Annotated in this window: 25 protein-coding genes; 12 read left to right on the top strand and 13 right to left on the bottom strand. The window is 32.3% G+C overall.

Features of this window, described 5'->3' with window-relative positions; genetic code table 11:
• Positions 1 to 287 precede the first annotated feature (287 nt).
• The 3 genes from CVD18_RS16930 to CVD18_RS16920 all read right to left on the bottom strand — a co-directional run bounded on the left by CVD18_RS16930 (position 288) and on the right by CVD18_RS16920 (position 2,539).
• Positions 288 to 671, bottom strand: a complete 384-nt coding sequence (locus tag CVD18_RS16930) for a VOC family protein (RefSeq protein WP_103866609.1) — start codon at positions 669 to 671, stop codon at positions 288 to 290.
• A gap of 121 nt (positions 672 to 792) precedes the next feature.
• On the bottom strand, positions 793 to 2,085 hold the full coding sequence (locus CVD18_RS16925) for an aminopeptidase P family protein (RefSeq protein ID WP_103866608.1): 1,293 nt from the start codon (positions 2,083 to 2,085) through the stop codon (positions 793 to 795).
• A gap of 172 nt (positions 2,086 to 2,257) precedes the next feature.
• Entirely contained in the window at positions 2,258 to 2,539 is a 282-nt protein-coding gene (locus CVD18_RS16920; protein WP_103866607.1) for a hypothetical protein, read from the bottom strand.
• A 188-nt stretch (positions 2,540 to 2,727) separates the two neighbouring features.
• Between CVD18_RS16920 and CVD18_RS16915 the strand changes: the two genes are divergently transcribed.
• Positions 2,728 to 5,577 (top strand): glycosyl hydrolase, encoded by a 2,850-nt coding sequence (locus CVD18_RS16915; protein WP_103866606.1) that lies wholly within the window; start codon positions 2,728 to 2,730, stop codon positions 5,575 to 5,577.
• Positions 5,578 to 5,657: 80 nt separating this feature from the next.
• On the opposite strand, the gene CVD18_RS16910 is transcribed toward CVD18_RS16915, so the two are convergent.
• Both CVD18_RS16910 and CVD18_RS16905 read right to left on the bottom strand, forming a co-directional pair.
• Positions 5,658 to 5,846 (bottom strand): hypothetical protein, encoded by a 189-nt coding sequence (locus CVD18_RS16910; protein ID WP_103866605.1) that lies wholly within the window; start codon positions 5,844 to 5,846, stop codon positions 5,658 to 5,660.
• Between the two features lie 162 nt (positions 5,847 to 6,008).
• On the bottom strand, positions 6,009 to 7,742 hold the full coding sequence (locus tag CVD18_RS16905; RefSeq protein ID WP_103866604.1) for an AraC family transcriptional regulator: 1,734 nt from the start codon (positions 7,740 to 7,742) through the stop codon (positions 6,009 to 6,011).
• Between the two features lie 199 nt (positions 7,743 to 7,941).
• On the opposite strand from CVD18_RS16905, the gene CVD18_RS16900 reads away from it, so the two are divergent.
• The 5 genes from CVD18_RS16900 to CVD18_RS16880 all read left to right on the top strand — a co-directional run bounded on the left by CVD18_RS16900 (position 7,942) and on the right by CVD18_RS16880 (position 12,207).
• Positions 7,942 to 9,018, top strand: coding sequence for a helix-turn-helix domain-containing protein (locus CVD18_RS16900; protein WP_158250482.1), 1,077 nt, complete (start codon positions 7,942 to 7,944; stop codon positions 9,016 to 9,018).
• Positions 9,019 to 9,179: 161 nt separating this feature from the next.
• Positions 9,180 to 9,788 (top strand): hypothetical protein, encoded by a 609-nt coding sequence (locus tag CVD18_RS16895; protein ID WP_103866602.1) that lies wholly within the window; start codon positions 9,180 to 9,182, stop codon positions 9,786 to 9,788.
• Positions 9,789 to 9,889: 101 nt separating this feature from the next.
• Positions 9,890 to 10,285: a DUF2721 domain-containing protein gene (locus tag CVD18_RS16890; protein WP_103866601.1), complete on the top strand. Its 396-nt coding sequence runs from the start codon at positions 9,890 to 9,892 to the stop codon at positions 10,283 to 10,285.
• Positions 10,286 to 10,321: 36 nt separating this feature from the next.
• Positions 10,322 to 11,773, top strand: a complete 1,452-nt coding sequence (locus CVD18_RS16885) for an ATP-binding protein (RefSeq protein ID WP_103866600.1) — start codon at positions 10,322 to 10,324, stop codon at positions 11,771 to 11,773.
• Between the two features lie 20 nt (positions 11,774 to 11,793).
• Entirely contained in the window at positions 11,794 to 12,207 is a 414-nt protein-coding gene (locus CVD18_RS16880) for a response regulator (RefSeq protein WP_103866599.1), read from the top strand.
• 58 nt (positions 12,208 to 12,265) lie between these two features.
• Here the strand turns inward: CVD18_RS16880 and pyk are convergent, their stop codons facing one another.
• From pyk to CVD18_RS16860, 4 genes are all read right to left on the bottom strand, one after another.
• On the bottom strand, positions 12,266 to 13,693 hold the full coding sequence (pyk, locus tag CVD18_RS16875) for a pyruvate kinase (RefSeq protein WP_103866598.1): 1,428 nt from the start codon (positions 13,691 to 13,693) through the stop codon (positions 12,266 to 12,268).
• A complete protein-coding gene (locus CVD18_RS16870; RefSeq protein ID WP_103866597.1) occupies positions 13,693 to 14,184 on the bottom strand; it encodes an IPExxxVDY family protein in 492 nt (163 codons plus the stop codon). Before CVD18_RS16870 ends, pyk begins: the two co-directional genes overlap by 1 nt.
• A gap of 249 nt (positions 14,185 to 14,433) precedes the next feature.
• A complete protein-coding gene (locus CVD18_RS16865; protein WP_103866596.1) occupies positions 14,434 to 14,643 on the bottom strand; it encodes a hypothetical protein in 210 nt (69 codons plus the stop codon).
• A 29-nt stretch (positions 14,644 to 14,672) separates the two neighbouring features.
• A complete protein-coding gene (locus CVD18_RS16860; protein ID WP_103866595.1) occupies positions 14,673 to 14,912 on the bottom strand; it encodes a hypothetical protein in 240 nt (79 codons plus the stop codon).
• Between the two features lie 148 nt (positions 14,913 to 15,060).
• Here CVD18_RS16860 and CVD18_RS16855 point away from each other — a divergent pair, with 148 nt between their 5' ends.
• Together CVD18_RS16855 and CVD18_RS16850 are read left to right on the top strand one after the other, a co-directional pair.
• Entirely contained in the window at positions 15,061 to 15,291 is a 231-nt protein-coding gene (locus CVD18_RS16855) for a helix-turn-helix domain-containing protein (RefSeq protein ID WP_103866594.1), read from the top strand.
• 69 nt (positions 15,292 to 15,360) lie between these two features.
• Complete coding sequence (locus CVD18_RS16850; RefSeq protein WP_103866593.1) at positions 15,361 to 15,588, top strand: helix-turn-helix domain-containing protein; 228 nt, start codon at positions 15,361 to 15,363, stop codon at positions 15,586 to 15,588.
• A 37-nt stretch (positions 15,589 to 15,625) separates the two neighbouring features.
• Here CVD18_RS16850 and rnc read toward each other — a convergent pair whose 3' ends face one another.
• From rnc to CVD18_RS16835, 3 genes are read right to left on the bottom strand one after another with little or no spacing between them, the layout of a single operon-like run.
• The gene (gene rnc, locus CVD18_RS16845; RefSeq protein ID WP_103866592.1) at positions 15,626 to 16,360 is read right to left on the bottom strand and encodes a ribonuclease III; all 735 of its coding nucleotides are present in this window, start codon (positions 16,358 to 16,360) and stop codon (positions 15,626 to 15,628) included.
• Positions 16,360 to 17,613 (bottom strand): beta-ketoacyl-ACP synthase II, encoded by a 1,254-nt coding sequence (fabF, locus tag CVD18_RS16840; RefSeq protein WP_103866591.1) that lies wholly within the window; start codon positions 17,611 to 17,613, stop codon positions 16,360 to 16,362. The genes rnc and fabF overlap by 1 nt, the downstream gene beginning before the upstream one ends.
• A gap of 20 nt (positions 17,614 to 17,633) precedes the next feature.
• Entirely contained in the window at positions 17,634 to 17,867 is a 234-nt protein-coding gene (locus tag CVD18_RS16835; protein WP_024768509.1) for an acyl carrier protein, read from the bottom strand.
• Positions 17,868 to 18,050: 183 nt separating this feature from the next.
• Here CVD18_RS16835 and purN point away from each other — a divergent pair, with 183 nt between their 5' ends.
• Complete coding sequence (gene purN, locus CVD18_RS16830) at positions 18,051 to 18,623, top strand: phosphoribosylglycinamide formyltransferase (protein WP_103866590.1); 573 nt, start codon at positions 18,051 to 18,053, stop codon at positions 18,621 to 18,623.
• Between the two features lie 54 nt (positions 18,624 to 18,677).
• Positions 18,678 to 19,313, top strand: coding sequence for a viroplasmin family protein (locus tag CVD18_RS16825; RefSeq protein ID WP_103866589.1), 636 nt, complete (start codon positions 18,678 to 18,680; stop codon positions 19,311 to 19,313).
• A gap of 17 nt (positions 19,314 to 19,330) precedes the next feature.
• Here the strand turns inward: CVD18_RS16825 and CVD18_RS22675 are convergent, their stop codons facing one another.
• On the bottom strand, positions 19,331 to 19,471 hold the full coding sequence (locus CVD18_RS22675) for a hypothetical protein (protein ID WP_158250481.1): 141 nt from the start codon (positions 19,469 to 19,471) through the stop codon (positions 19,331 to 19,333).
• Between the two features lie 173 nt (positions 19,472 to 19,644).
• On the opposite strand from CVD18_RS22675, the gene CVD18_RS16820 reads away from it, so the two are divergent.
• Both CVD18_RS16820 and CVD18_RS16815 read left to right on the top strand, forming a co-directional pair.
• Positions 19,645 to 19,857, top strand: coding sequence for a hypothetical protein (locus CVD18_RS16820; protein ID WP_103863630.1), 213 nt, complete (start codon positions 19,645 to 19,647; stop codon positions 19,855 to 19,857).
• 92 nt (positions 19,858 to 19,949) lie between these two features.
• Positions 19,950 to 20,199, top strand: a 250-nt coding sequence (locus tag CVD18_RS16815) for a hypothetical protein (protein WP_199185099.1), incomplete at its 3' end; no start/stop codon positions are given.

Here is a 20,199-nt window from a genome sequence, read left to right as displayed (position 1 = left end):
AGAAAGTATGAGTAATGAACTTATAAAATCTATAGTAAGTAATCATCACTACTTAGACGCATTTATGCGAAGTTAATATCCGTAAATTGTATAATAATATACTAATCAGAGGGATTAATAATTGTAATTTGGATTAACAAAAGCTTTGGTAGATAGATATTATGTCATCAAATCGATAGATAATCAAAGACTATTATTTTGATTTATTAATCGTTATTAAACCTTTGAAAACAGCTGGGTAGTCATGAATATAAATTTCTAAAATAATAAAGTGTAGAACTCTTAATCTAATTTAATGTAGCGATCCACCATGTATTCCCGTATGGGTCTAGAAAACCAGCTTCTCTGGCACCGTAATCTTCTTCCATAGGTTCCATAAGAGATTTGGCTCCAGCATTTATCGCTTCATAATAAGTTTGATCTGTATCTTTTACATATACATACATAGATCCTGGGTGTGCTGGGTAATGTTGTGATGCCTCGGTAAGAAGAATGGTAGTATCTCCAATTTTAATTTCTGAATGCTGTATTCGGTGATTAGTATCTAAGCGACGTAACATTTCTTGAGCCTGAAATATTTTTCGAATAAAATCTATAAAATCTTCAGCTTTTTCAACGACCAAATAAGGCATGGCTTGTTGATGACCTGCCATAATTTTCATTCTTTGCATATTATATAAAAGGAGTTTTTTAGTATTCAACGAAAAAAGAGAAGGAAATATTCTATCGGTATTAAAAAAAACCTCTCATGATCATATCATAAGAGGCTTATATACTGTTAAAATCTGATTATTATTTATTCATCAGTTCCTCTATTTCCTGAGCTTCAATAGGAATATTCTCCATTAAATTAAAAGGAGCACCTTTTTCTTGTATAACCACATCGTCCTCTAATCTTATTCCAAACCCTTCATTAGGAATATAAATTCCAGGCTCTACAGTAAACACCATATTTGCCTTCATAGGCTCTGTAAGAATCCCATAATCATGAGTGTCCAGCCCAATATGATGAGAAGTACCATGCATAAAGTATTTTTTATAAGCAGGCCATTCAGGATTTTCGTTTTGTACATCAGCTTTGTCAATCAGTCCTAATCCTAGTAGTTCAGAGGTCATAAGTTTACCAACCTCTACATGATAATCGGCCCAGATTGTTCCAGGGACTAATAATTTGGTAGCTTCATTTTTTACTCTAAGTACAGCATCATATACAGCTCTCTGGCGATCGGTATATCTACCTGATACAGGAATGGTACGAGAGAGATCACTAGAGTAATTAGCATACTCTGCTGCTACATCCATAAGGATTAAATCTCCATCCTTACATTGTTGGTTATTTTCTATATAATGAAGCACATTGGCATTATTACCACTTGCAATTATAGGGGTATAAGCAAAACCTTTGGATCTATTGTTGATAAACTCATGCAATAATTCAGCCTCGATATTATATTCCCATACACCAGATTTTACAAATCCTAAAAGTCTACGAAATCCTTTTTCAGTAATATCGCAAGCCGTTTGCATCAAATCTATCTCTATAGAATCTTTTACAGAACGTAAACGTTGTAGAATAGGATTACTTTTGGCTACAGTGTGTGCAGGATATTTTGCTTTCCACCACTTGGTAAAACGATCTTCACGAGTTTCTGTTTCTACATTTGATCTGTAATGTTCATTGGTATTTACATAAACAGTCTCACACTGAGTCATTATCTCAAAGAAAACTTTTTCCATATCCTGAAGCCAGTATACAGTTTTGATTCCTGAAACAGCAAAAGCACGCTCTTTGTCTAGTTTTGCTCCTTCCCATATAGCAATATGCTCATTGGTTTCTTTAAGAAATAGTATCTCACGATGTTTTTCATTGGGAGCATCAGGAAAAAGAAGTAATACACTTTCTTCCTGATCCACACCACTTAGATAAAAAATATCTCTATGCTGCTCAAACGGCATAGTACTATCTGCACTGATAGGATATATATCATTGCTATTAAATACCGCAATACTATTGGGCTTCATTTGTGCAACAAAATTTTTACGATTTTTTATAAAGAGACTGCTATCTATTTGGTGATATTTCATTGTGTTATATGTTGTTTAATTATGTACCCCATACGTACTTAGTTGAGATGAGGATTTTAAAATATTGATTTTTTTCAAAAATAGGATTATTATTTACGTAATAAAAAAAGGAATTCATAAGATTGTGAATTCCTTTTTTTAAGTAGATTATTTTTATCAATCTAGCTATATCCTATTTGGCGATTACATTTTTTAATAAGCCAATTATAGCCATTAATACACCACCACCAACACCACCGCCAGCTATACTACCCAATATACCAGATAGATCCATTCCGCCAGAAGTATCAACTCCTAGATAGCTTAATAAGTATCCTCCTATACCACCACCCAATATTCCAAGAATTGAGTTTCCTAGTTTACCAAAAGATACATTTTTTAGTATTGAGCCTGCAACATTTCCTCCTACAGCTCCGCTTATTAACTGAATAATTAATGGCAAATACTCTTCCATGATTGTGTTATTTAATTATTTGATAATCAATAAATTAAGTAAAAAAATATGAAAAACCCAAGAAAGAAATGGTATAAAATTATTTTATTCGCAACATTTTGAGAAATAGATGATTGTTAAACAATCTCTAAAAATTTTGAGTTTGTAGTAACAATATCTACTTTGAGCGCACTAAATACTAATTCAAAATGAAAATATTTATTGCATCTTTTTTTCTTTTTCTTTCTTCTTTAATTTATTCTCAACAACCAGCAATACATGCAGACGCAGTGCAAAAAGGGTTGTTGAATAAAAAAGAAATGAAAGAAACTTCATTGGTACAACATGTGCCTTTTATAAACATTGGCCCCACAGTGATGAGTGGTAGGGTAGTTGATGTGGCTGTAAACCCTGACAATACTACAGAGTTTTATGTAGGATATGCCTCTGGGGGATTATGGCATACAATAAATAACGGAACCACTTTTGAACCAGTGATGGATTCAGCAGAGACTATCAATGTTGGGGATATTGCTGTAGATTGGAAAAACAATATCATATGGGTAGGAACTGGAGAGAATAACTCATCAAGATCTTCTTATGCTGGAGTTGGAATCTTAAAATCTGATGATGGTGGTAAGACATGGAAAAATGTTGGATTAACAGATACTCATCATATAGGTAGAATAATTATCAATCCAAATAATCCCAACGAAGTAGTAGTTGGAGCGACAGGACATTTATACTCTTCTAATGAAGAAAGAGGAATATACAAAACAACAGATGGCGGTAAGACGTGGCAAAAAACATTATTTATTGATAATCAAACAGGGATTATTGACCTTGCAGTTACTCCAAATGATTTTAATACCATGTATGCTTCTGCTTGGGATAAGGATAGAAAAGCCTGGAATTTTAGAGGGAATGGTTTGGGGTCAGGAATTTATAAAAGTACTGATGCTGGACTTACCTGGAATAAAATTTCTATAAAAGGAAGTGGTTTTCCTACAGGAGAAGGAGTAGGACGTATTGGTCTTGCAGTTTTTGATAAAAACACAATATATGCTGTACATGATAACCAATATAGGAGAGAGAAAAGTACTGTAAAAAAAGAGGGAGCAGGGCTGACCAAAGAGGATTTTAAAACAATGTCATCAGAGACTTTTCTCAAATTAGAAAATAAAAAGCTAAATGCGTTTTTAAAAACCAATGGTTTTCAAGAAAAATACAGAGCAGATAATGTAAAACATTTAGTACGCAGTGGTACAGTAGCACCAATTGATCTTGCTAAATATCTTGAAAACGCAAATTCAATGTTGTTTGATACTCCAGTAGTAGGCGCAGAAGTGTATAGAAGTGATGACGGAGGAAAATCATGGCAAAAAACCCATACAGATTATATAGATGATCTATTCTATAGTTATGGATATTATTTTGCACAAATACAAGTAAACCCTGTCAATAAGGATCATATTTATATATCTGGGGTACCAATTCTGAAATCTAAAGACGCAGGAAAAACGTTTAAGAATATCAATGGCAAAAATGTTCATGCCGATCACCATTCCTTGTGGATCAATCCAAAAAATCCAATGCATTTGATAAATGGTAATGACGGTGGGGTAAATATTTCTTATGATGATGGAGAGCATTGGATAAAAGCAAATCAACCAAGTGTAGGACAGTTCTATGCAATCAATATAGATTATGAAAAACCATATAACGTATATGGTGGTTTACAAGACAATGGAGTTTGGGTAGGAGCACATACAGCAAAAGAAGATGAAGAATGGCATCAGACAGGGCATTATCCGTGGGAAAGTATCATGGGAGGAGATGGTATGCAAATACAGATTGATAATAGAGATGCAAATATTGTCTATACAGGATTTCAGTTTGGAAATTATTTTAGAATAGATAGAGCAACAAATGAACAAACATATATTCAACCTAAACATGAATTAGGAGAATCCCCTTATCGATTCAATTGGCAAACACCAATCCTATTATCTTCTCATAATCAGGATATTTTATATGTCGGGGGTAACAAGCTTATGCGATCTATGAACCAAGGAGATGATTGGGTAGCAATATCAAATGATTTGACCACTGGTGGAAAAAAAGGAAATGTAGCTTATGGCACACTGAGCTCGATATCAGAATCTCCTTTTCAATTTGGATTGATTTATACAGGTAGCGATGATGGTTTGGTATATGTAACCAAAAATTCTGGAGGTAGCTGGAACAAAATTTCAGACTCTTTTCCTAAAGATCTTTGGGTATCACGAGTAATTGCATCATCTCATAAAAAGGAAAGAGTGTATGTTACCCTAAACGGATATAGATGGGATGATTTTACTCCTTATATATATGTAAGTGATGATTATGGACAACACTGGAAAAGTATAGCAAACAATTTACCAATAGCAGCAATCAATGTAATCAAAGAAGATCCAGAAAATGAAAATGTATTATACTTAGGAACAGATAATGGTGCCTATGTTTCTTTTGACAAAGGAGGTGTCTGGCAAGTATTTTCTAAAGGATTACCAGATGTTGCGGTTCACGATATTGTTATACAACCAGAAGCCAAAGATTTATTATTAGGAACGCACGGTAGAAGTATCTATACTACCAATATAGAAACACTACAGACTCTTAATGACAAGGTGATGAGCAAAGCACTACATGTTTTTGAGATGCCTGCAATAAAATGGTCAGATCGATGGGGTGTTTCCTGGAGTAAATGGATGACACCCAATAAACCAGAGACAACAATTAAGTATTATATCTCTAATACAGTAGATGTTTTAGTAAAGATTACTACAGAAGAGGGAAAAGTGCTTCAGGAGTTTTCTACAAAAGGGGATAAAGGGCTTAATTATGTGACGTATGATCTTACTATTACAGAAAAAGGGAAAAATGCTTTAGAAAAAGAATACCCTGATGAAGAAGTGTCAAAAAGGAAAAATGGTAAGTATTACCTTCCTGTAGGAAACTATCAAATTGTAATTAGTAGCGGAAAAAATAGTGAGAAGATAAACCTTGATGTTAAGTAAGATGATTTCTTATCGAGCATAATACAGTATGTTAATTAGAAAAAGACCTTATGTTGTGATAAACAACATAAGGTCTTTTTTTACCCTAACCCAATTATAATTGGACTGGTACAGTTTATTTGTTTTGTTTCGCAAGCTATACTGGTGTGATAAAAAAGATCACCAGGGTCATCTGTCTTGCGATGACCACCCTTGATAGATACTATGGTTTCTAATTTTGTAATGTTTAATTTGTTAAGACTTAACTTTTTGCCCTTTACTTTTTTCATGATACTTAATTTTTAAGATTTTTGTGTAAATACTTTTATTTAATTCCCAGAACAAAAATAACATAAACACCAATAAAACAGCTATTTATGTTATTTTTGTTATTCGAAATTCCGTGAATTTCGATAAAGTCATCAAGTATTTATAGTGAATTGAAAAAAAGCTTAAACCACTTCGGTATGTAGTTTTTTGATAAAATAAGAAGTTTTGATACCAGTACTCTTTTTAAAGGCAGAAGAAAAAGATTCGGCAGTATTAAACCCCATTTCTTCAGCAATTCCTTGTATCGTATAATTTTTAAGAGTCTTATTCTTTTTGAGTTCATTTACAGCATATGTAATTCTGAGATCATTAATATAATTAATAAAGTTTTTGTTTTTATGGTGGTTGATCACTTTAGATAAATACTTTGTATTTGTTTTTATGTCTTTGGCTAGAGAAGTAGTACTTATATTTTTGTGTAAATACAGATGATTTTGCTCAAACCAAGCAAGGCCAGTCAATATCTCTTTTACAGTATCATCTGGAACCCCAATATCGTGAGAAGGATTATTTTTTGATGTCTTACTCTGATTTTGAGTATTTTGATGAATGAGTTTTTCAAATTTTTGTTGATATACCTTCTTTTTTTGAAACTGGATATATAAGAAAAGGAGAATCACAATTGAGATGATACTAAGAAAAATTACTGCCAGATTCAGATGTTTATTATCTCCTGTTAGTTCAGTGATAAGTACTTCTTTTTCCTTTAACAACAAAGGAGTGTCAAACTCTTTAAACAATCGAGAAGAGACAAAAGAAGCTTCTTTATTTATAATGCTATCAAATTTGAGTAATTTATTGATGTATTCTAGTTGCTTTTCTTTTTGACCATATGTCTTAAAAGAGTTGATTAAAAACTCATACCCTTCTCGAATCTCTATTGGAGTAATTTTCTCTTTTTGTAGGATAGAATCAACCTTGATAAAATGTGTCTTGGTAGCTAATTTATTCTGTTGTTTTAAGTGGATTTTCCCTAAATAAAACTCTCCCAAAACATGTGTTTTTATATACTCTATACTACTTTTATTCAACATCAAAAGACCTTTGGAAATGCTATCATATGCGGTTTTGTATTGATGTTTAAAAAAGAGATTAATACCCTCATTGACTATAATTTTGCCATAAAAACGATCATAATAAACCCCTGGTTTTTTAGATAGTTGTATTGCTTTAGAATTATATAACGATGCAGAATCTAGCAGTTGATTATATCGATATGACTCTGCCAATGCAATAGAAGATTTTAAGAATCGAGTAGTATCAGTACTATGATTGGCAATAATATGAGCAAAGTTTTCTTTAAAAAGAGGTAGGCCCTCTTGGTGTTTTCCGATTTCGGTTTTAATACAAGCAATATTGTGTTTGGTAACAGTTATAAACTCAGAATTTTGTACTTTTTCTGCTACAGATAGTAGTGCAAGATAACTGTCTAGGGCTAGACTATACTTACATTTTTTTAGATAATATCCCCCTTTAAAAGAATAAGCTACAATTGGATACATTTTATCTCCAGAACCTTTACTTAGCGCAATAGATCTATCTAATAAAGCTATTTTTTCTGATTCTTCTACAGCATAGTACGATAACATGCAATATGTCTGCGCCATTTTTATAGTATTATTCTCAGTGATTGCTTTTTTTAAACAGCTACGCAAGTAGATTTTTGATTGTATGGTATCTCGCCAGGTTTTGCGATAAGATGTATATATACTATCATAGCTCATGGCCTTCAAAGAATCAGGGATCTCAAAATCTTTTTCTTGCCCAAGAGAAGATTGTATACTAGATAAAAAAAGAATAATGAATAATCTAATATAAAAAGATACAAAAAAAGGATATGGTTTTTTTAGGTTCAAGAGTTTTTGTTTAATCAGAATCGTATGTATAGCTATAGATAAAGATACTATTTTCTAATCTTATTATATGAGTTATTTTATTGTTATTCATTTGTTTAGTGTGTTTTTTAAGTCTCGAAATTCTCTGAATTCCGAGACATTGTATTTGTATCCTAGAAGAGTGTCGTTCTATATTTGATGTAGAATCAACATGATCATCATGAGTATCAAAAACAATATACATAATGAGATAATGACAGACTCATCTGCTTTTTTAAAAAAAAAGCAGGAAATGATTACTATAGATGATGCTCAAAGCAATTCTAGAGAACAAATACAGACATTGAATAAAAAGGATTTAAGACAACCTTCGGTTTCAGGTTGTGCTATTTCTGATTTAGATTATTTCTTTTCAGAAGAAGGCTTTATCAATAACCAGAATAAGTCTGGTGATTTGATAAGGGTATTGAGTTACTTTGCATCTGCATTGTTCCAAAAAAATACACTAGATGAGGTATTAAGAGATATTACAGAAAATTGTATTTCACAACTCAAATTAGAAAACGGTGTTATATACATGTTTGATCAGGAGAATACTTTTTTGATTCAGAAAACTCTATTTGATACTAATAAAAACAAGGAGAATAATAACATGACCCCAATACAAATTATGAAGGGAGAAGGTGTCATTGGTGAAGTAGCACAGTCAGGAAAATTGCAATGTATTGATACGATTTCTTATGACTATAGATATACGATCTATAATACTAATAATAAATCAAAGTTATCGGTTCCTATTTTTATGAATGATAAAGTGATTGGTGTTATAGATTCAGAACATTCCCAAAGCAAATTTTTTAATGAGGATTATATATTTTTATTTCGATTGATAGCAAAATTAACGGCAAAAAAAATACAACATGTTTTTGCAAAAAGAGAGATACATATTACAAGTGATAATATTCATTATAAAGAGCTTGACTTTTTAATGAAAGAAGCAAAAATATATAGAGACTCAACGCTGGGACTGGATGCAATGGCAAAACGATTACATATCAGCAATAATTATTTATCACAGTTAGTAAATAAAATAAGTAAACGTAATTTTACTGACTATATAAATAGATTTAGGATAGAGGATGCAAAGTTAAAATTAAGAAACCCACATTTTGCAAATTACACGATTATTGGGATTGCACTAGAATCAGGATTTAACTCAAAGTCTACCTTTTATAGTACATTCAAAAAAATGACTGGGATCTCCCCAAAACAATACAGACAAGATATAACCACATAAACCATTTTAGAATGAAAAAAATATTATATTTAATACCAATGGTTGTTTAAATTTTATACATTAAGAGAGATTTTAATACTTCGAAGCTAGCTTCGAAATTAAAGGTTTGTTTCAAACGAATATTTCGTGGGCTTATCTCGAGGTAGTTTATTTTTATAAAAATGTATCAGGTAGTAACAAGAATTGTCATAATTTTCAGTCTTATTTTTTCTAGTATCAGCAATGCACAAGAGTCGAAAAACACTTTAGAAAGTTCAGACCCTTCTATGTCTGATGTTTTTAGGGTAGGATATACCTATTGGTGGCCTCAATCTGGCCCTTTTATAGGTAATTGTGGTGATACATATAGTTTTGTATTTCTAGGAACTGTTCGATATATAAATACCCCAGCTGAAGATTCAACAAGTATAGTTGTTTCTCAAAAAGGAGGAATACAAATAGATGAGGTACTTACAGTAAGAGATGTAAAAAATAACACCTATAAAAATCAATCTCTTTTTGTTTCAAATTGTTTTTATGATCAAGATCTTACACAAGGAGATAAGGTACTTGTTTTTTGTTATGAATATGAAGGAGATTATAGCATACCAGGAAAAAAATCAATATTAAAAATTAGTGATTCAAATGATCTGATAGTACAGTCAATAAAGAGTTATATAGAAAAAAATCAGAACCCATTATCATTAAAAAAAGACATTTCACTGTGGAAAAAATATGGATTAGACACAGAATTAAAACAGCTAATAAACTGCAAAGAAGCAATGGATTAAAGCCGTAATACTTCTCAACAATACATTTTGATAATGGGCTAGCTTATTATTTGCTACTCTATTTTTTTGATCTACATTAGTAGTTCCAAAAGAAAAAAGATATGACTCTTACTATGGGGATTCCAGCATTATTGTTTCCTGCAATATCATTAACCATGTTGGCGTACAATGCTAGATATTTAGCTATTGCCGCATTGATAAGGCAATTACATAATGAATATTTGATTTCTCAATCAAAAAATATAGTATTACAAATCAAAAATTTAAGAAAACGACTCAGACTAATACGTAATATGCAAGCAATAGCTATAATGAGTTTTTTGACCAGTGTAATTACTATGTTCTTGTTATATATAGAGCAAATATCACTGGCAAATATGGTATTTGCAATCAGTCTTCTTTTATTGATGGTTTCTCTTTTCTTATCTTTTATAGAAGTTCAAATTTCTACCAAAGCATTAGCTATTAGGCTCGATAGAATAGAAGAAAATAAGTAATAAATCCTTATCTTGTTAAGATAATAATTCTTTTCAATGCTCCAGAATGAACTTTTTAATAGTGTAATACGAGATTCTAATGCAGGCTATTGGGAGCTGCATATAAATCCAGAAAGAGAAGTATGGTCAGATAAATTTTGTAATAGCCTTGGGTATTCAAAAGAGGAATTACAACCCAGAATTGATTATTTTTTAGAACATTTGGTGCATCAAGATGATGTAGCACTTTTTAGAGATAATTTTATAAGCTATAGGCAGAATGCTGTAAACTTTAAACAACATATAAAAATTCTTGACAAACAAGGAGGTTATAAACTCTTTAGATGTGCCACCAATGATGAATTACCAGTTAATATTAAATCAGAAGTAAGTCTTGTTTTTTTTATAGAAGTAAAACTAGAACCTGAACAAGACATTGCCAAAGATAATTTTTATTATAAAGAAACTGCACAAATGACCTCTACAGGTAGTTGGTATGTAGATTTTAAAGAAAAAAAAAGTTATTGGGATTTTGAGACCAAACGAATTTTGGAGTACCCAGATGATTATATCCCTTCGCTTAAGGATTCTGCTAATTATTATGCAGAGGATTCAATACAAAAAGCGGCAGACTTATTTTTTAATTGTGCAATGGCAGGAGTACCTTTTAATACAGAGATCAAGATGGTCACAGCCAATAAAAGGGAGTTTTGGGTAAAAGCTATAGGAAAACCGATATATAATGATAGTAAAGAGATAATTGGAATTAGAGGGGTTTTTCAAGATATAGACGAAATCAAGCAAAAAGAAGTAAGACTACAGAAATCTATTGATATAATTGCATCACAGAACTCTAGATTGTTCAATTTTGCTCATATCGTATCCCATAATCTTAGATCACATACTAGTAATTTGTCGTTATTAGTACAATTAATAGAAGATATTGATAATCCAGAAGAAAAAATTGGATTTATCAAAGAAATCAAACAGATATCGTATAGCCTGAATACTACGATTGAACATCTAAACGAGATCGTAGCGATTCACACAAATAAAGACCAAGTAAAAAAGAAAATAAAATTTCAGGAATCACTTGATTTGGTTACAAATGGAATCGGGCAAATGATATCTATGAGTAAAACAAAGGTTTTAGTTGATTTTACTGACCTAAAAGAGGTTAATTATATAGCAGCTTATCTAGAAAGTATTTTACTCAACCTAATAACAAATGCTATAAAATATAAACACTTAGATAGAGATCCTATTGTAAAAATCAAGACATATGAGATAGGTAAAAATAAATACTTGAAAGTATCTGATAATGGTAGAGGAATAGATATGAAACTGTTCAAGGATAAAATATTTGGAATGTATAAGACGTTCCATTATAACAAAGATGCAGTAGGAATAGGATTGTTTTTAACAAAAAACCAGGTAGAGTCATTAGGAGGTAATATCAGTGTAGAAAGTGAGGTTGATCAAGGAACTACTTTTATAATTGAATTTTAAAAAAATAAAACCCTATAGACATGAGTCAAAAAATAGGATTAGCTTGTATTATTGATGATGATAATATGTATGTGAATCTTGTAAAAAAGATTGTAGAGACAAGAAGCCTTTGTAAGAACTTAATGGTATTTCAAAATGGAAAAGATGCACTCAATCATTTTGAAGCTATTTTGACTAATTTGGATAACAAGACAATTCCTGAGATTATATTTCTTGACTTGAATATGCCAGTAATGGATGGGCGGGAGTTTCTAGATAATTTCACCAAAATAAAAAACAAAATTGGAAAAGTAATTACGCTCTATGTGGTAAGTTCATCGATTAATCCTGTAGATATAGAAAGAGCCAAAAGTATTAATTTGGTAAAAGATTACTTAGTAAAACCAGTTACTATAGAAGACTTGGAGAGTATTTTCTTAAAAAACACCTTATAAAAAAAGACCTCTTACTTAGAAAAAGAGGTCTTTTTTGAATGCTTTTTTAAGACTATATCTACACTTGTGAAACCCTAAGCGTATTTACCATTCCTTTTGCTGTGATTGGCATTGCAGCAAGATTAATCAACATATCTCCTTTTGCTACAAATTTACGGTCCAATGCTATTTGATTAACATCTTCTACCGTTTCATCGGTACTTACAAACTTGTCATAGAAAAGGGCTTTTACTCCCCATAATAGACTAAGCTGTGATAAGATTCTATGATTGCTGGTAAAAACCAAGATATGAGCATCAGGTCTCCAGGCAGAGATTTGAAAAGCAGTGTACCCACTATTGGTCAATGTACAGATTGCTTTGGCATCAATATCATTAGCCATATGTGCAGCATGATAACAGATTGATTTGGTGATAAATCTATTTGTTCTTATATGAGGAGGATTTTGTGGTACTGTAATTAGGTCAGAATTCTCTACACTTTTGATCACATTAGACATCGTTTCTATTACTTGTACAGGGTATTTACCAACAGAAGTTTCACCAGATAACATAACCGCATCAGCCCCATCCATTACAGAATTGGCTACATCATTTACTTCGGCACGTGTAGGCGTTAAGCTATCTATCATAGTCTCCATCATCTGCGTAGCAATAATTACAGGTATTCTAGCAGTTTTTGCTTTGAGTACCAGTTTTTTCTGAATAAGAGGAACCTCTTGAGCAGGAATTTCTACACCAAGATCACCTCTTGCTACCATTAGTCCATCGCAATACGCTACGATTTTATCAATATTTTCAACACCCTCAGGTTTTTCGATTTTAGCAATAATTGGAATTTTATACTCACTATGCTCTTTGATCAAATCTTGCAATTCAATAAGATCCTGAGCATGGCGCACAAACGATAATGCCATCCAATCTACCTCTTGCTCACATGCAAAAATAGCATCCTTTATATCTTTTTCTGTCAATGCAGGTAGAGAGATTTTTGTATTAGGTAGGTTGACACCTTTTTTAGACCTTAGAGGGCCTCCTTGTATTACCTTGGCCTTAACAGTATCCTTTTTATTTGAAGAAACAACTTCAAAAATCAATTTACCATCATCCAGTAATATTCTTTCTCCAGCTTTTACATCTTTAGGAAAACTCTCATAGTTCATATACACTTGCTCAGCAGTTCCTACAAAAGGTTCTCCTGTTACAAAATTGATCGTATCACCATCATTTACGATGATATCTCCTTTCATAACACCCACTCTTAATTTGGGTCCTTGCAAGTCACCTAGTATCGCTGCATTATAACCATGTTCCTTACTTAGTTTTCGTATAATTTTTACGCGCTCTTTGACATCACTATAATCTGCATGAGAAAAATTGATTCTAAAAACATTTACGCCAGCTTCCAGCATTTTTTTTAAGATCTCTTCACTACTGGTTGCGGGTCCCAGAGTAGCGACTATTTTAGTTCTTTTACGTTTTGGCATTATTCGAATATTAAGTTGTTCTTTGATTTAAGTGTTGCATATTCTACTGGATATGCAGTTATAATTTGCGAAATAGAAAGCATATCGGCTAACAAGGATTTACTTGAAAAATTTGAAGTCTCTGTTTCAATTTTTAGAAAATAATCTACTTTCTTTAATTCTGGAATTAAATGTTTTGTAGTAAACGTATTCTCTATTGTAGTAAACAATCCGTCAGAAATATCTGTGTTTGATTCTATTTGAGTCTGAAACTTATTTCCCAAAAGGCTATATGCGTTATATTGAAAATGATCATCATATCTATATAATGGAAAATTGGCAATAGAGTCATCATACCGAAAAATGATATCTTCTTTTTTTCTGAAAAGTTTTAATTTCAGATTTTTATTCAATAAAAAAGCTAACCTATATGAAGCTAATGAACAATGAATGGCAATAAGTTCATAATCATCATCGGCAAAGGCATCTAATACTAAACGCTGAACAGCCACTTTTGATCTTTTTATTTCAGATTAATGCGAAATATACAAATAAATTCATCCAACGAGTTTAATTAAATATAAACTTATTTAACGAAAACGATTGAGTTAGTATCTTTTTGATAGAAGGGGTTTTTCCTTTATGGTATAAAATTATAGTTATCAAGAATACCATCAAATTTCATGGGTGTTCTATAGTTTTATTTTATAGAATAGAACCACCCATGATTCTGATAATTTTATCTATAATAGATGTGGTGGTTATTTAGTGTGCTCTATTATCCTTTTGCGTAATCGCATTAATGTATTTCTATGGATTACAGCTTTACCATCTATTATAGATAATGCCGGGTTCATTTTTAAAAGTACTTCTCTGAGAACATCTTGAGGAACATGAATATGTTCAGACAATCGTGTAATGGCTATTTGTTTTTCTTCGGCATTCAGGTTTTTGTAATTTTTATTAAGCATATAAAGTGATGTTCTATAAATTCAACAAATTATGGTTTTGGAGCATTGTACGTTCTTAGAATAAAAAGACGTCTAGCTCTATGTATATGTTCTATTGCTTCTTCACGAGTTTTCCCTTTTTTATATAATTTATTTATCCATGTATATATAAGAACTTCATAAGGACGTTTTTTATCAACATCACAAAAGAAATTTTTGAACTCCAAATGAAGCGCATTTAGGACTTCATTTGTAAATCTATGGTATATATCGTCTTTTTTTATACTCATGGGGATAATTTATATCTGATAGTATGCAAGTTACGATTTTTTCAACAAAAAGAGCATTATATACCGTAAAATCACGTATCATATGCCGTAATATTTTGTTGGGTGAATACTGAATTTTGTTTGAAAGTATATAAAGTACAGCTTTTTTATGAAAAAACAGGATAAACTGCAACAACGTATTCAATTAATTGGAAAACGTATTAAGAAATTAAGGATTGATGGGAATTACACAAGTTATGAAAAATTTGCTATTGCAAAAGGAATTGATCGAAAGCAATATTGGCGATTGGAAAAGGGATCCAATTTTACAATGGCCACACTAATTAATATTTGTGATTTTCATAATATAAGTTTAGAAGAGTTTTTTGAAGGATTATAAACAAATTCTATATCTCTGGGGTGTTCATGCCGTAATTTTTCAGACACATAATGATGATTTTTGTTAGTGATGGAAAATAAAACAGAAGATCGTATTAAAATCATTGGAGAGCGTATTAGACAACTAAGGTTTAAAGCTGGTTATACTAGTTATGAAACGTTTGCCCATGATAAAGGTGTCGATAGAAAGAACTATTGGCGTTTAGAAAAAGGTGCTAACTGTACACTAAAATCTCTTATGAAAATTTGTGATATACACGATATTTCTTTAAAAGAGTTTTTTAAAGATATAGAGTAATCTTTTGTTATAGTAAATAGAAGTAGTTTGTGACTTCTTACATGTTTATTTTGGATTGAAAAGCGAAGTAGGCTCTTTTTGAAGCTTTTTCTTCAGCTTTCTTTTTTGAAGTTGCTCGTGCTTTGGCAACGACCTTGTCATCTATTCTTAATTTTACTGCAAAATGTTTCATTTCATCTTTACCAGTGTCCTCATAGACTTCGTAGTTGAAGATCTTTTTTTCTTTTTGACACCATTCTATCAGTAGACTTTTGTAGCTAATAATTTGCCCTTCGAGGCTTTCTATATCTACATATGGGTCAATTACAGCCTCTTTAATAAATCGTTCGCAGGACATAAAACCACGATCTAGATAAATAGCACCAATGAGTGCTTCAAAAAGGTTTCCATGTATATTTATTCCAAATTGAGATTTAGGGATATTGGTTCGTACCAGTTCTATCAAGTTGAGGTCTTTCCCTAGTTCATTTAGGTGTTTTCTACTTACTACTTTTGCCCTCATCTTGGTTAGATACCCTTCATTTCCTTCAGGAACTTCTTTAAATAAATGCGCAGCAATGACACTACTCAGCATGGCATCCCCCAAAAACTCCAATCTTTCAAAATTGACAGCATTTCCTTTTTTATCCTTTAAATTCAAGGATCTATGTGTAAATGCTTTTTCATAAGGATGTATGCTACGAGGCTTAAAACCAACGATTTTCTGGATTTTAGAAAAAAAATTCCCGTTCTTTTCAGAGCGGGAATTTAGTATGTTTCGAATAATATTCATTATTCGTTCAATTTTTTAAATAACACACAAGCGTTATGACCTCCGAAACCAAAAGTATTACTCATTGCGTATGTGATGTCACGTTTTTGAGCTTTGTTTAATGTCAAATTCAACGTAGGGTCTATCTTTTCATCCACTGTAGTATGGTTGATCGTTGGTGGTACTGTACTTTTTTGCATAGCAAGGATAGAAGCAATAGCCTCTATTGCCCCTGCAGCACCAAGTAAGTGTCCAGTCATAGATTTTGTTGAATTGATATTGATGTTGGGTGCATGGTCTCCAAAAACTTTGGTAATTGCTTTTAATTCTGCTACATCTCCTAATGGAGTAGATGTACCATGTGTATTAATAGTATCTACCTGCTCTGGATTTACCCCAGCGTCTCTTAAACAATTAAGCATTACACGCTCTACGCCTATTCCGTCAGGATGAGGAGCTGTCATATGATAAGCATCACTAGACATTCCACCACCAACAACTTCGGCATAGATTTTAGCACCACGTGCTTTTGCATGTTCATATTCTTCAAGAATGAGTGCTCCACTACCTTCACCAAGTACAAAACCATCTCTGGTTGCATCAAATGGCCTAGAGGCAGTTTCTGAATTTTCATTTCTTGTAGACAAAGCGTGCATCGCATTAAATCCTCCCATACCAGCAATAGTAACTGCAGCTTCACTTCCTCCTGTAATGATGATATCACAATGACCTAAACGAATATAGTTTAGAGCATCAATCATTGCATTTGCAGAAGAAGCGCAAGCAGATACTGTGGTGTAGTTAGGTCCCATAAAACCATTTCTTATAGAAATATGTCCAGGAGCAATATCGGCAATCATTTTCGGGATAAAGAAAGGATTGAAACGTGGTGTTCCATTCCCATTGGCATAACCAATTACTTCTTCCTGAAAAGTCTCTATTCCACCAATACCAGCTCCCCAGATCACACCAACTCTAAATTTATCAACCTTTTCAAGGTCAATAGCCGCATCTTTTATAGCTTCTTCAGAAGATACAATAGCATATTGGGCAAATTTATCAAGCTTGCGTGCTTCTTTTCTATCAAAATAATCTGTGGGAGAATAATTTTTGACTTCGCAAGCAAATTTAGTCTTGAAATTTTCGGTATCAAAATAAGTGATAGGAGCGCAACCGCTCTTACCATTTACTAATCCATTCCAATATTCATCAATATTGTTACCGATAGGTGTTAAGGCACCTAGTCCTGTGACTACAACTCGCTTAAGATTCATATTTTGTCGTGAAGTTATTACTACTTTGCGTCTTCAATATAAGATATTGCTTGACCTACTGTTGCAATGTTCTCAGCTTGATCGTCTGGAATCTGAATGTCAAATTCTTTTTCGAATTCCATGATCAATTCTACAGTGTCTAACGAATCAGCGCCTAGGTCGTTTGTGAAACTAGCTTCATTTACAACTTCGTTTTCGTCTACTCCTAATTTGTCAACGATTATCGCTTTTACTCTTGATGCAATGTCTGACATAATGTTTAATTTTAATTTTTAAATTAGGTGGCAAAAATAAAAAACTTTATTTTAAAACCCCACAATCCCATAAAAATGTGCTTGTATTTTATCAAATATAGCGAAGTATTGCGTTTTTGCTACCTAAAAATGAATAATAATTATTTTTTTTGTGTTCTCTAAATTAACAATTTTCCAATCTTTATGAAACGTATTATAATTTTTGCTTCCGGATCTGGTACCAATGCCGAGAATATCATAAAATATTTCCATGAGCAAAAAATTGCTGAGGTTACACATGTGTTCTCTAACAACCTGCGTGCCAAAGTATTAAAAAGAGCTCATGCACTGGGGGTAAAGGCTTTACACTTTGACAAAGCGTCATTTTATGACACAAATGAAGTACTTAATGTCTTAAAAGATGCCAAACCAGATGTAATTGTCCTTGCTGGATTTTTATGGATTTTTCCGAAAAAGATCATAGATTCTTTTCCTGATAAAGTTATAAATGTGCACCCAGCTCTATTGCCAAAATATGGTGGTAAAGGAATGTATGGCCACCATGTACATGAAGCTGTAGTAAGAAATAAAGAAAAAGAAAGCGGAATCACTATTCATTATGTAAATGAACATTATGATGAAGGGGCGATCATTTTTCAAGCAAAAACACTTGTATCTGAAGAAGATTCTGCTGATGATGTTGCTCAGGCAATACATCAATTAGAGTATAAGCATTTTCCTGCTGTTATAGAAAAACTACTATTTCCTACAAAATGACCCTATGGTTTGTGATATATTACATCCAAAATTAATAACAATCAATTAATAGTAATGGCTAAGAAAGAGAAGTTTTATGTAGTGTGGGAAGGGCATAAGTCAGGAATTTATAGAAGCTGGAAAGATTGTAAGGCTGCAGTAGCAGGGTATGCAGGAGCAAAATATAAATCTTTTGATTCTTTTGATGTTGCCAAAAAGGCATACAACGGGAATTATGATGATTATAAAGGAAAAAGTAAACCTAAAAAAACACTTACTGCAGCACAATTGTCAAAAATAGGAGAACCTAATCTGTATTCTATTGCGGTAGATGCAGCCTCTAGTGGTAATCCTGGTAAGATGGAGTATCGAGGCGTAGATACCCAAACGCAAAAACAACTTTTTCACCAAGGACCTTTTAAACAAGGAACAAATAATATAGGAGAATTTTTGGCATTAGTTCATGGGTTGGCCTACCTCAAAAAGAAAAATAGTGATCGCATTATTTATTCTGATTCTAAAATAGCAATAGGATGGGTAAAACAAAAAACATGTAGAACAAAACTAAAAAGAACTCCAAAAAATAAAGCGATGTTTGAGCTGGTGGATCGAGCCATAACATGGCTAAAAGAAAACACCTATACTACTACCATTGTAAAATGGGAAACCAAAGCATGGGGAGAAATACCTGCAGATTTTGGTAGGAAGTAGAATTGAAGTTTTTAAAATTACTTTTTGGTTAAAAGAGCAATTAGATCATCTTTATCCTGTAATCGAGCTTCGTATAAAGCAATGATCTTTTCCATTTTTTCTTTACTCTCTTGATAGAGGTTTTCTATTTCTTGATGATCAATAGACTGGTTTTGCATATGTTGATTGTAAATATTTTTAGCCTTAATATCTAGCAAATCAATTACTGGTATTTCTAGGATTTCTGCTAATCTATATAATCGTTCTACGCTAAGTTTAGTCTCCTTTTTTTGGGTTTACGACAAATTTCCCTTTTTGTTAAAATTTAGTATTTTTATTAGAAACATATTTAATGGATATAAAGACTCAAGCCTCGTTAATCTTCGACAAACATTTTGAACAATGGTTATCTGATCCTTCTCGTATGGAGAATGGATATCAATACGAATCTACGTACGCTGCAATGATGTCAAATGTTGAGCAAGAAGTTTTACAATTATCTGTTGGTCGTGTTCCCAAGAGCAAGAACTTAAAAAAAAACTACAAACCAGATTTGGAAAGATAGAATCCTGCAAGTCTCATGTTATTGCTCAATCTCCAGGTTTTATGGGTATTAGTAGTTTGGCTCAAGAAACCATGTGCTATATGGGTTAGTATTTGGTATTTAGTGAAGCAGAAGATGTGATCAATAATTTGACAGGTTCAGGGGTCAATGCCAAGCAAATAGAGCGTGTTTGCCACAAATATGGACAATGGATTGAAGATGCTGATAATGCGGTTATCAAAAATCTGGTTTATAAAGAATATGAATCAGGTAAAGCGGATGAACTTCATTATGTTAGTGTAGATGGGGCTATGTACCTAACAAGAGAGGAAAGTTGGAAAGAGAGTAAGCTAGGTAGACTAT

The organism is Aquimarina sp. I32.4 (assembly GCF_002924285.1).
GTDB lineage: Bacteria > Bacteroidota > Bacteroidia > Flavobacteriales > Flavobacteriaceae > Aquimarina.
This window is presented reverse-complemented; position numbering and strand designations above follow the sequence as displayed.

What these genes read in the sequence shown, in the direction of transcription:
- CVD18_RS16930 (WP_103866609.1), bottom strand. Translation starts at nt 671, where the DNA reads ATGCAAAGAATGAAAATTATGGCAGGTCATCAACAAGCCATGCCTTAT.
- CVD18_RS16925 (WP_103866608.1), bottom strand. Translation starts at nt 2,085, where the DNA reads ATGAAATATCACCAAATAGATAGCAGTCTCTTTATAAAAAATCGTAAA.
- CVD18_RS16920 (WP_103866607.1), bottom strand. Translation starts at nt 2,539, where the DNA reads ATGGAAGAGTATTTGCCATTAATTATTCAGTTAATAAGCGGAGCTGTA.
- CVD18_RS16915 (WP_103866606.1), top strand. Translation starts at nt 2,728, where the DNA reads ATGAAAATATTTATTGCATCTTTTTTTCTTTTTCTTTCTTCTTTAATT.
- CVD18_RS16910 (WP_103866605.1), bottom strand. Translation starts at nt 5,846, where the DNA reads ATGAAAAAAGTAAAGGGCAAAAAGTTAAGTCTTAACAAATTAAACATT.
- CVD18_RS16900 (WP_158250482.1), top strand. Translation starts at nt 7,942, where the DNA reads ATGAGTATCAAAAACAATATACATAATGAGATAATGACAGACTCATCT.
- CVD18_RS16895 (WP_103866602.1), top strand. Translation starts at nt 9,180, where the DNA reads ATGTATCAGGTAGTAACAAGAATTGTCATAATTTTCAGTCTTATTTTT.
- CVD18_RS16890 (WP_103866601.1), top strand. Translation starts at nt 9,890, where the DNA reads ATGACTCTTACTATGGGGATTCCAGCATTATTGTTTCCTGCAATATCA.
- CVD18_RS16885 (WP_103866600.1), top strand. Translation starts at nt 10,322, where the DNA reads ATGCTCCAGAATGAACTTTTTAATAGTGTAATACGAGATTCTAATGCA.
- CVD18_RS16880 (WP_103866599.1), top strand. Translation starts at nt 11,794, where the DNA reads ATGAGTCAAAAAATAGGATTAGCTTGTATTATTGATGATGATAATATG.
- pyk (WP_103866598.1), bottom strand. Translation starts at nt 13,693, where the DNA reads ATGCCAAAACGTAAAAGAACTAAAATAGTCGCTACTCTGGGACCCGCA.
- CVD18_RS16865 (WP_103866596.1), bottom strand. Translation starts at nt 14,643, where the DNA reads ATGCTTAATAAAAATTACAAAAACCTGAATGCCGAAGAAAAACAAATA.
- CVD18_RS16860 (WP_103866595.1), bottom strand. Translation starts at nt 14,912, where the DNA reads ATGAGTATAAAAAAAGACGATATATACCATAGATTTACAAATGAAGTC.
- CVD18_RS16855 (WP_103866594.1), top strand. Translation starts at nt 15,061, where the DNA reads ATGAAAAAACAGGATAAACTGCAACAACGTATTCAATTAATTGGAAAA.
- CVD18_RS16850 (WP_103866593.1), top strand. Translation starts at nt 15,361, where the DNA reads ATGGAAAATAAAACAGAAGATCGTATTAAAATCATTGGAGAGCGTATT.
- rnc (WP_103866592.1), bottom strand. Translation starts at nt 16,360, where the DNA reads ATGAATATTATTCGAAACATACTAAATTCCCGCTCTGAAAAGAACGGG.
- fabF (WP_103866591.1), bottom strand. Translation starts at nt 17,613, where the DNA reads ATGAATCTTAAGCGAGTTGTAGTCACAGGACTAGGTGCCTTAACACCT.
- CVD18_RS16835 (WP_024768509.1), bottom strand. Translation starts at nt 17,867, where the DNA reads ATGTCAGACATTGCATCAAGAGTAAAAGCGATAATCGTTGACAAATTA.
- purN (WP_103866590.1), top strand. Translation starts at nt 18,051, where the DNA reads ATGAAACGTATTATAATTTTTGCTTCCGGATCTGGTACCAATGCCGAG.
- CVD18_RS16825 (WP_103866589.1), top strand. Translation starts at nt 18,678, where the DNA reads ATGGCTAAGAAAGAGAAGTTTTATGTAGTGTGGGAAGGGCATAAGTCA.
- CVD18_RS22675 (WP_158250481.1), bottom strand. Translation starts at nt 19,471, where the DNA reads ATGCAAAACCAGTCTATTGATCATCAAGAAATAGAAAACCTCTATCAA.
- CVD18_RS16820 (WP_103863630.1), top strand. Translation starts at nt 19,645, where the DNA reads ATGGATATAAAGACTCAAGCCTCGTTAATCTTCGACAAACATTTTGAA.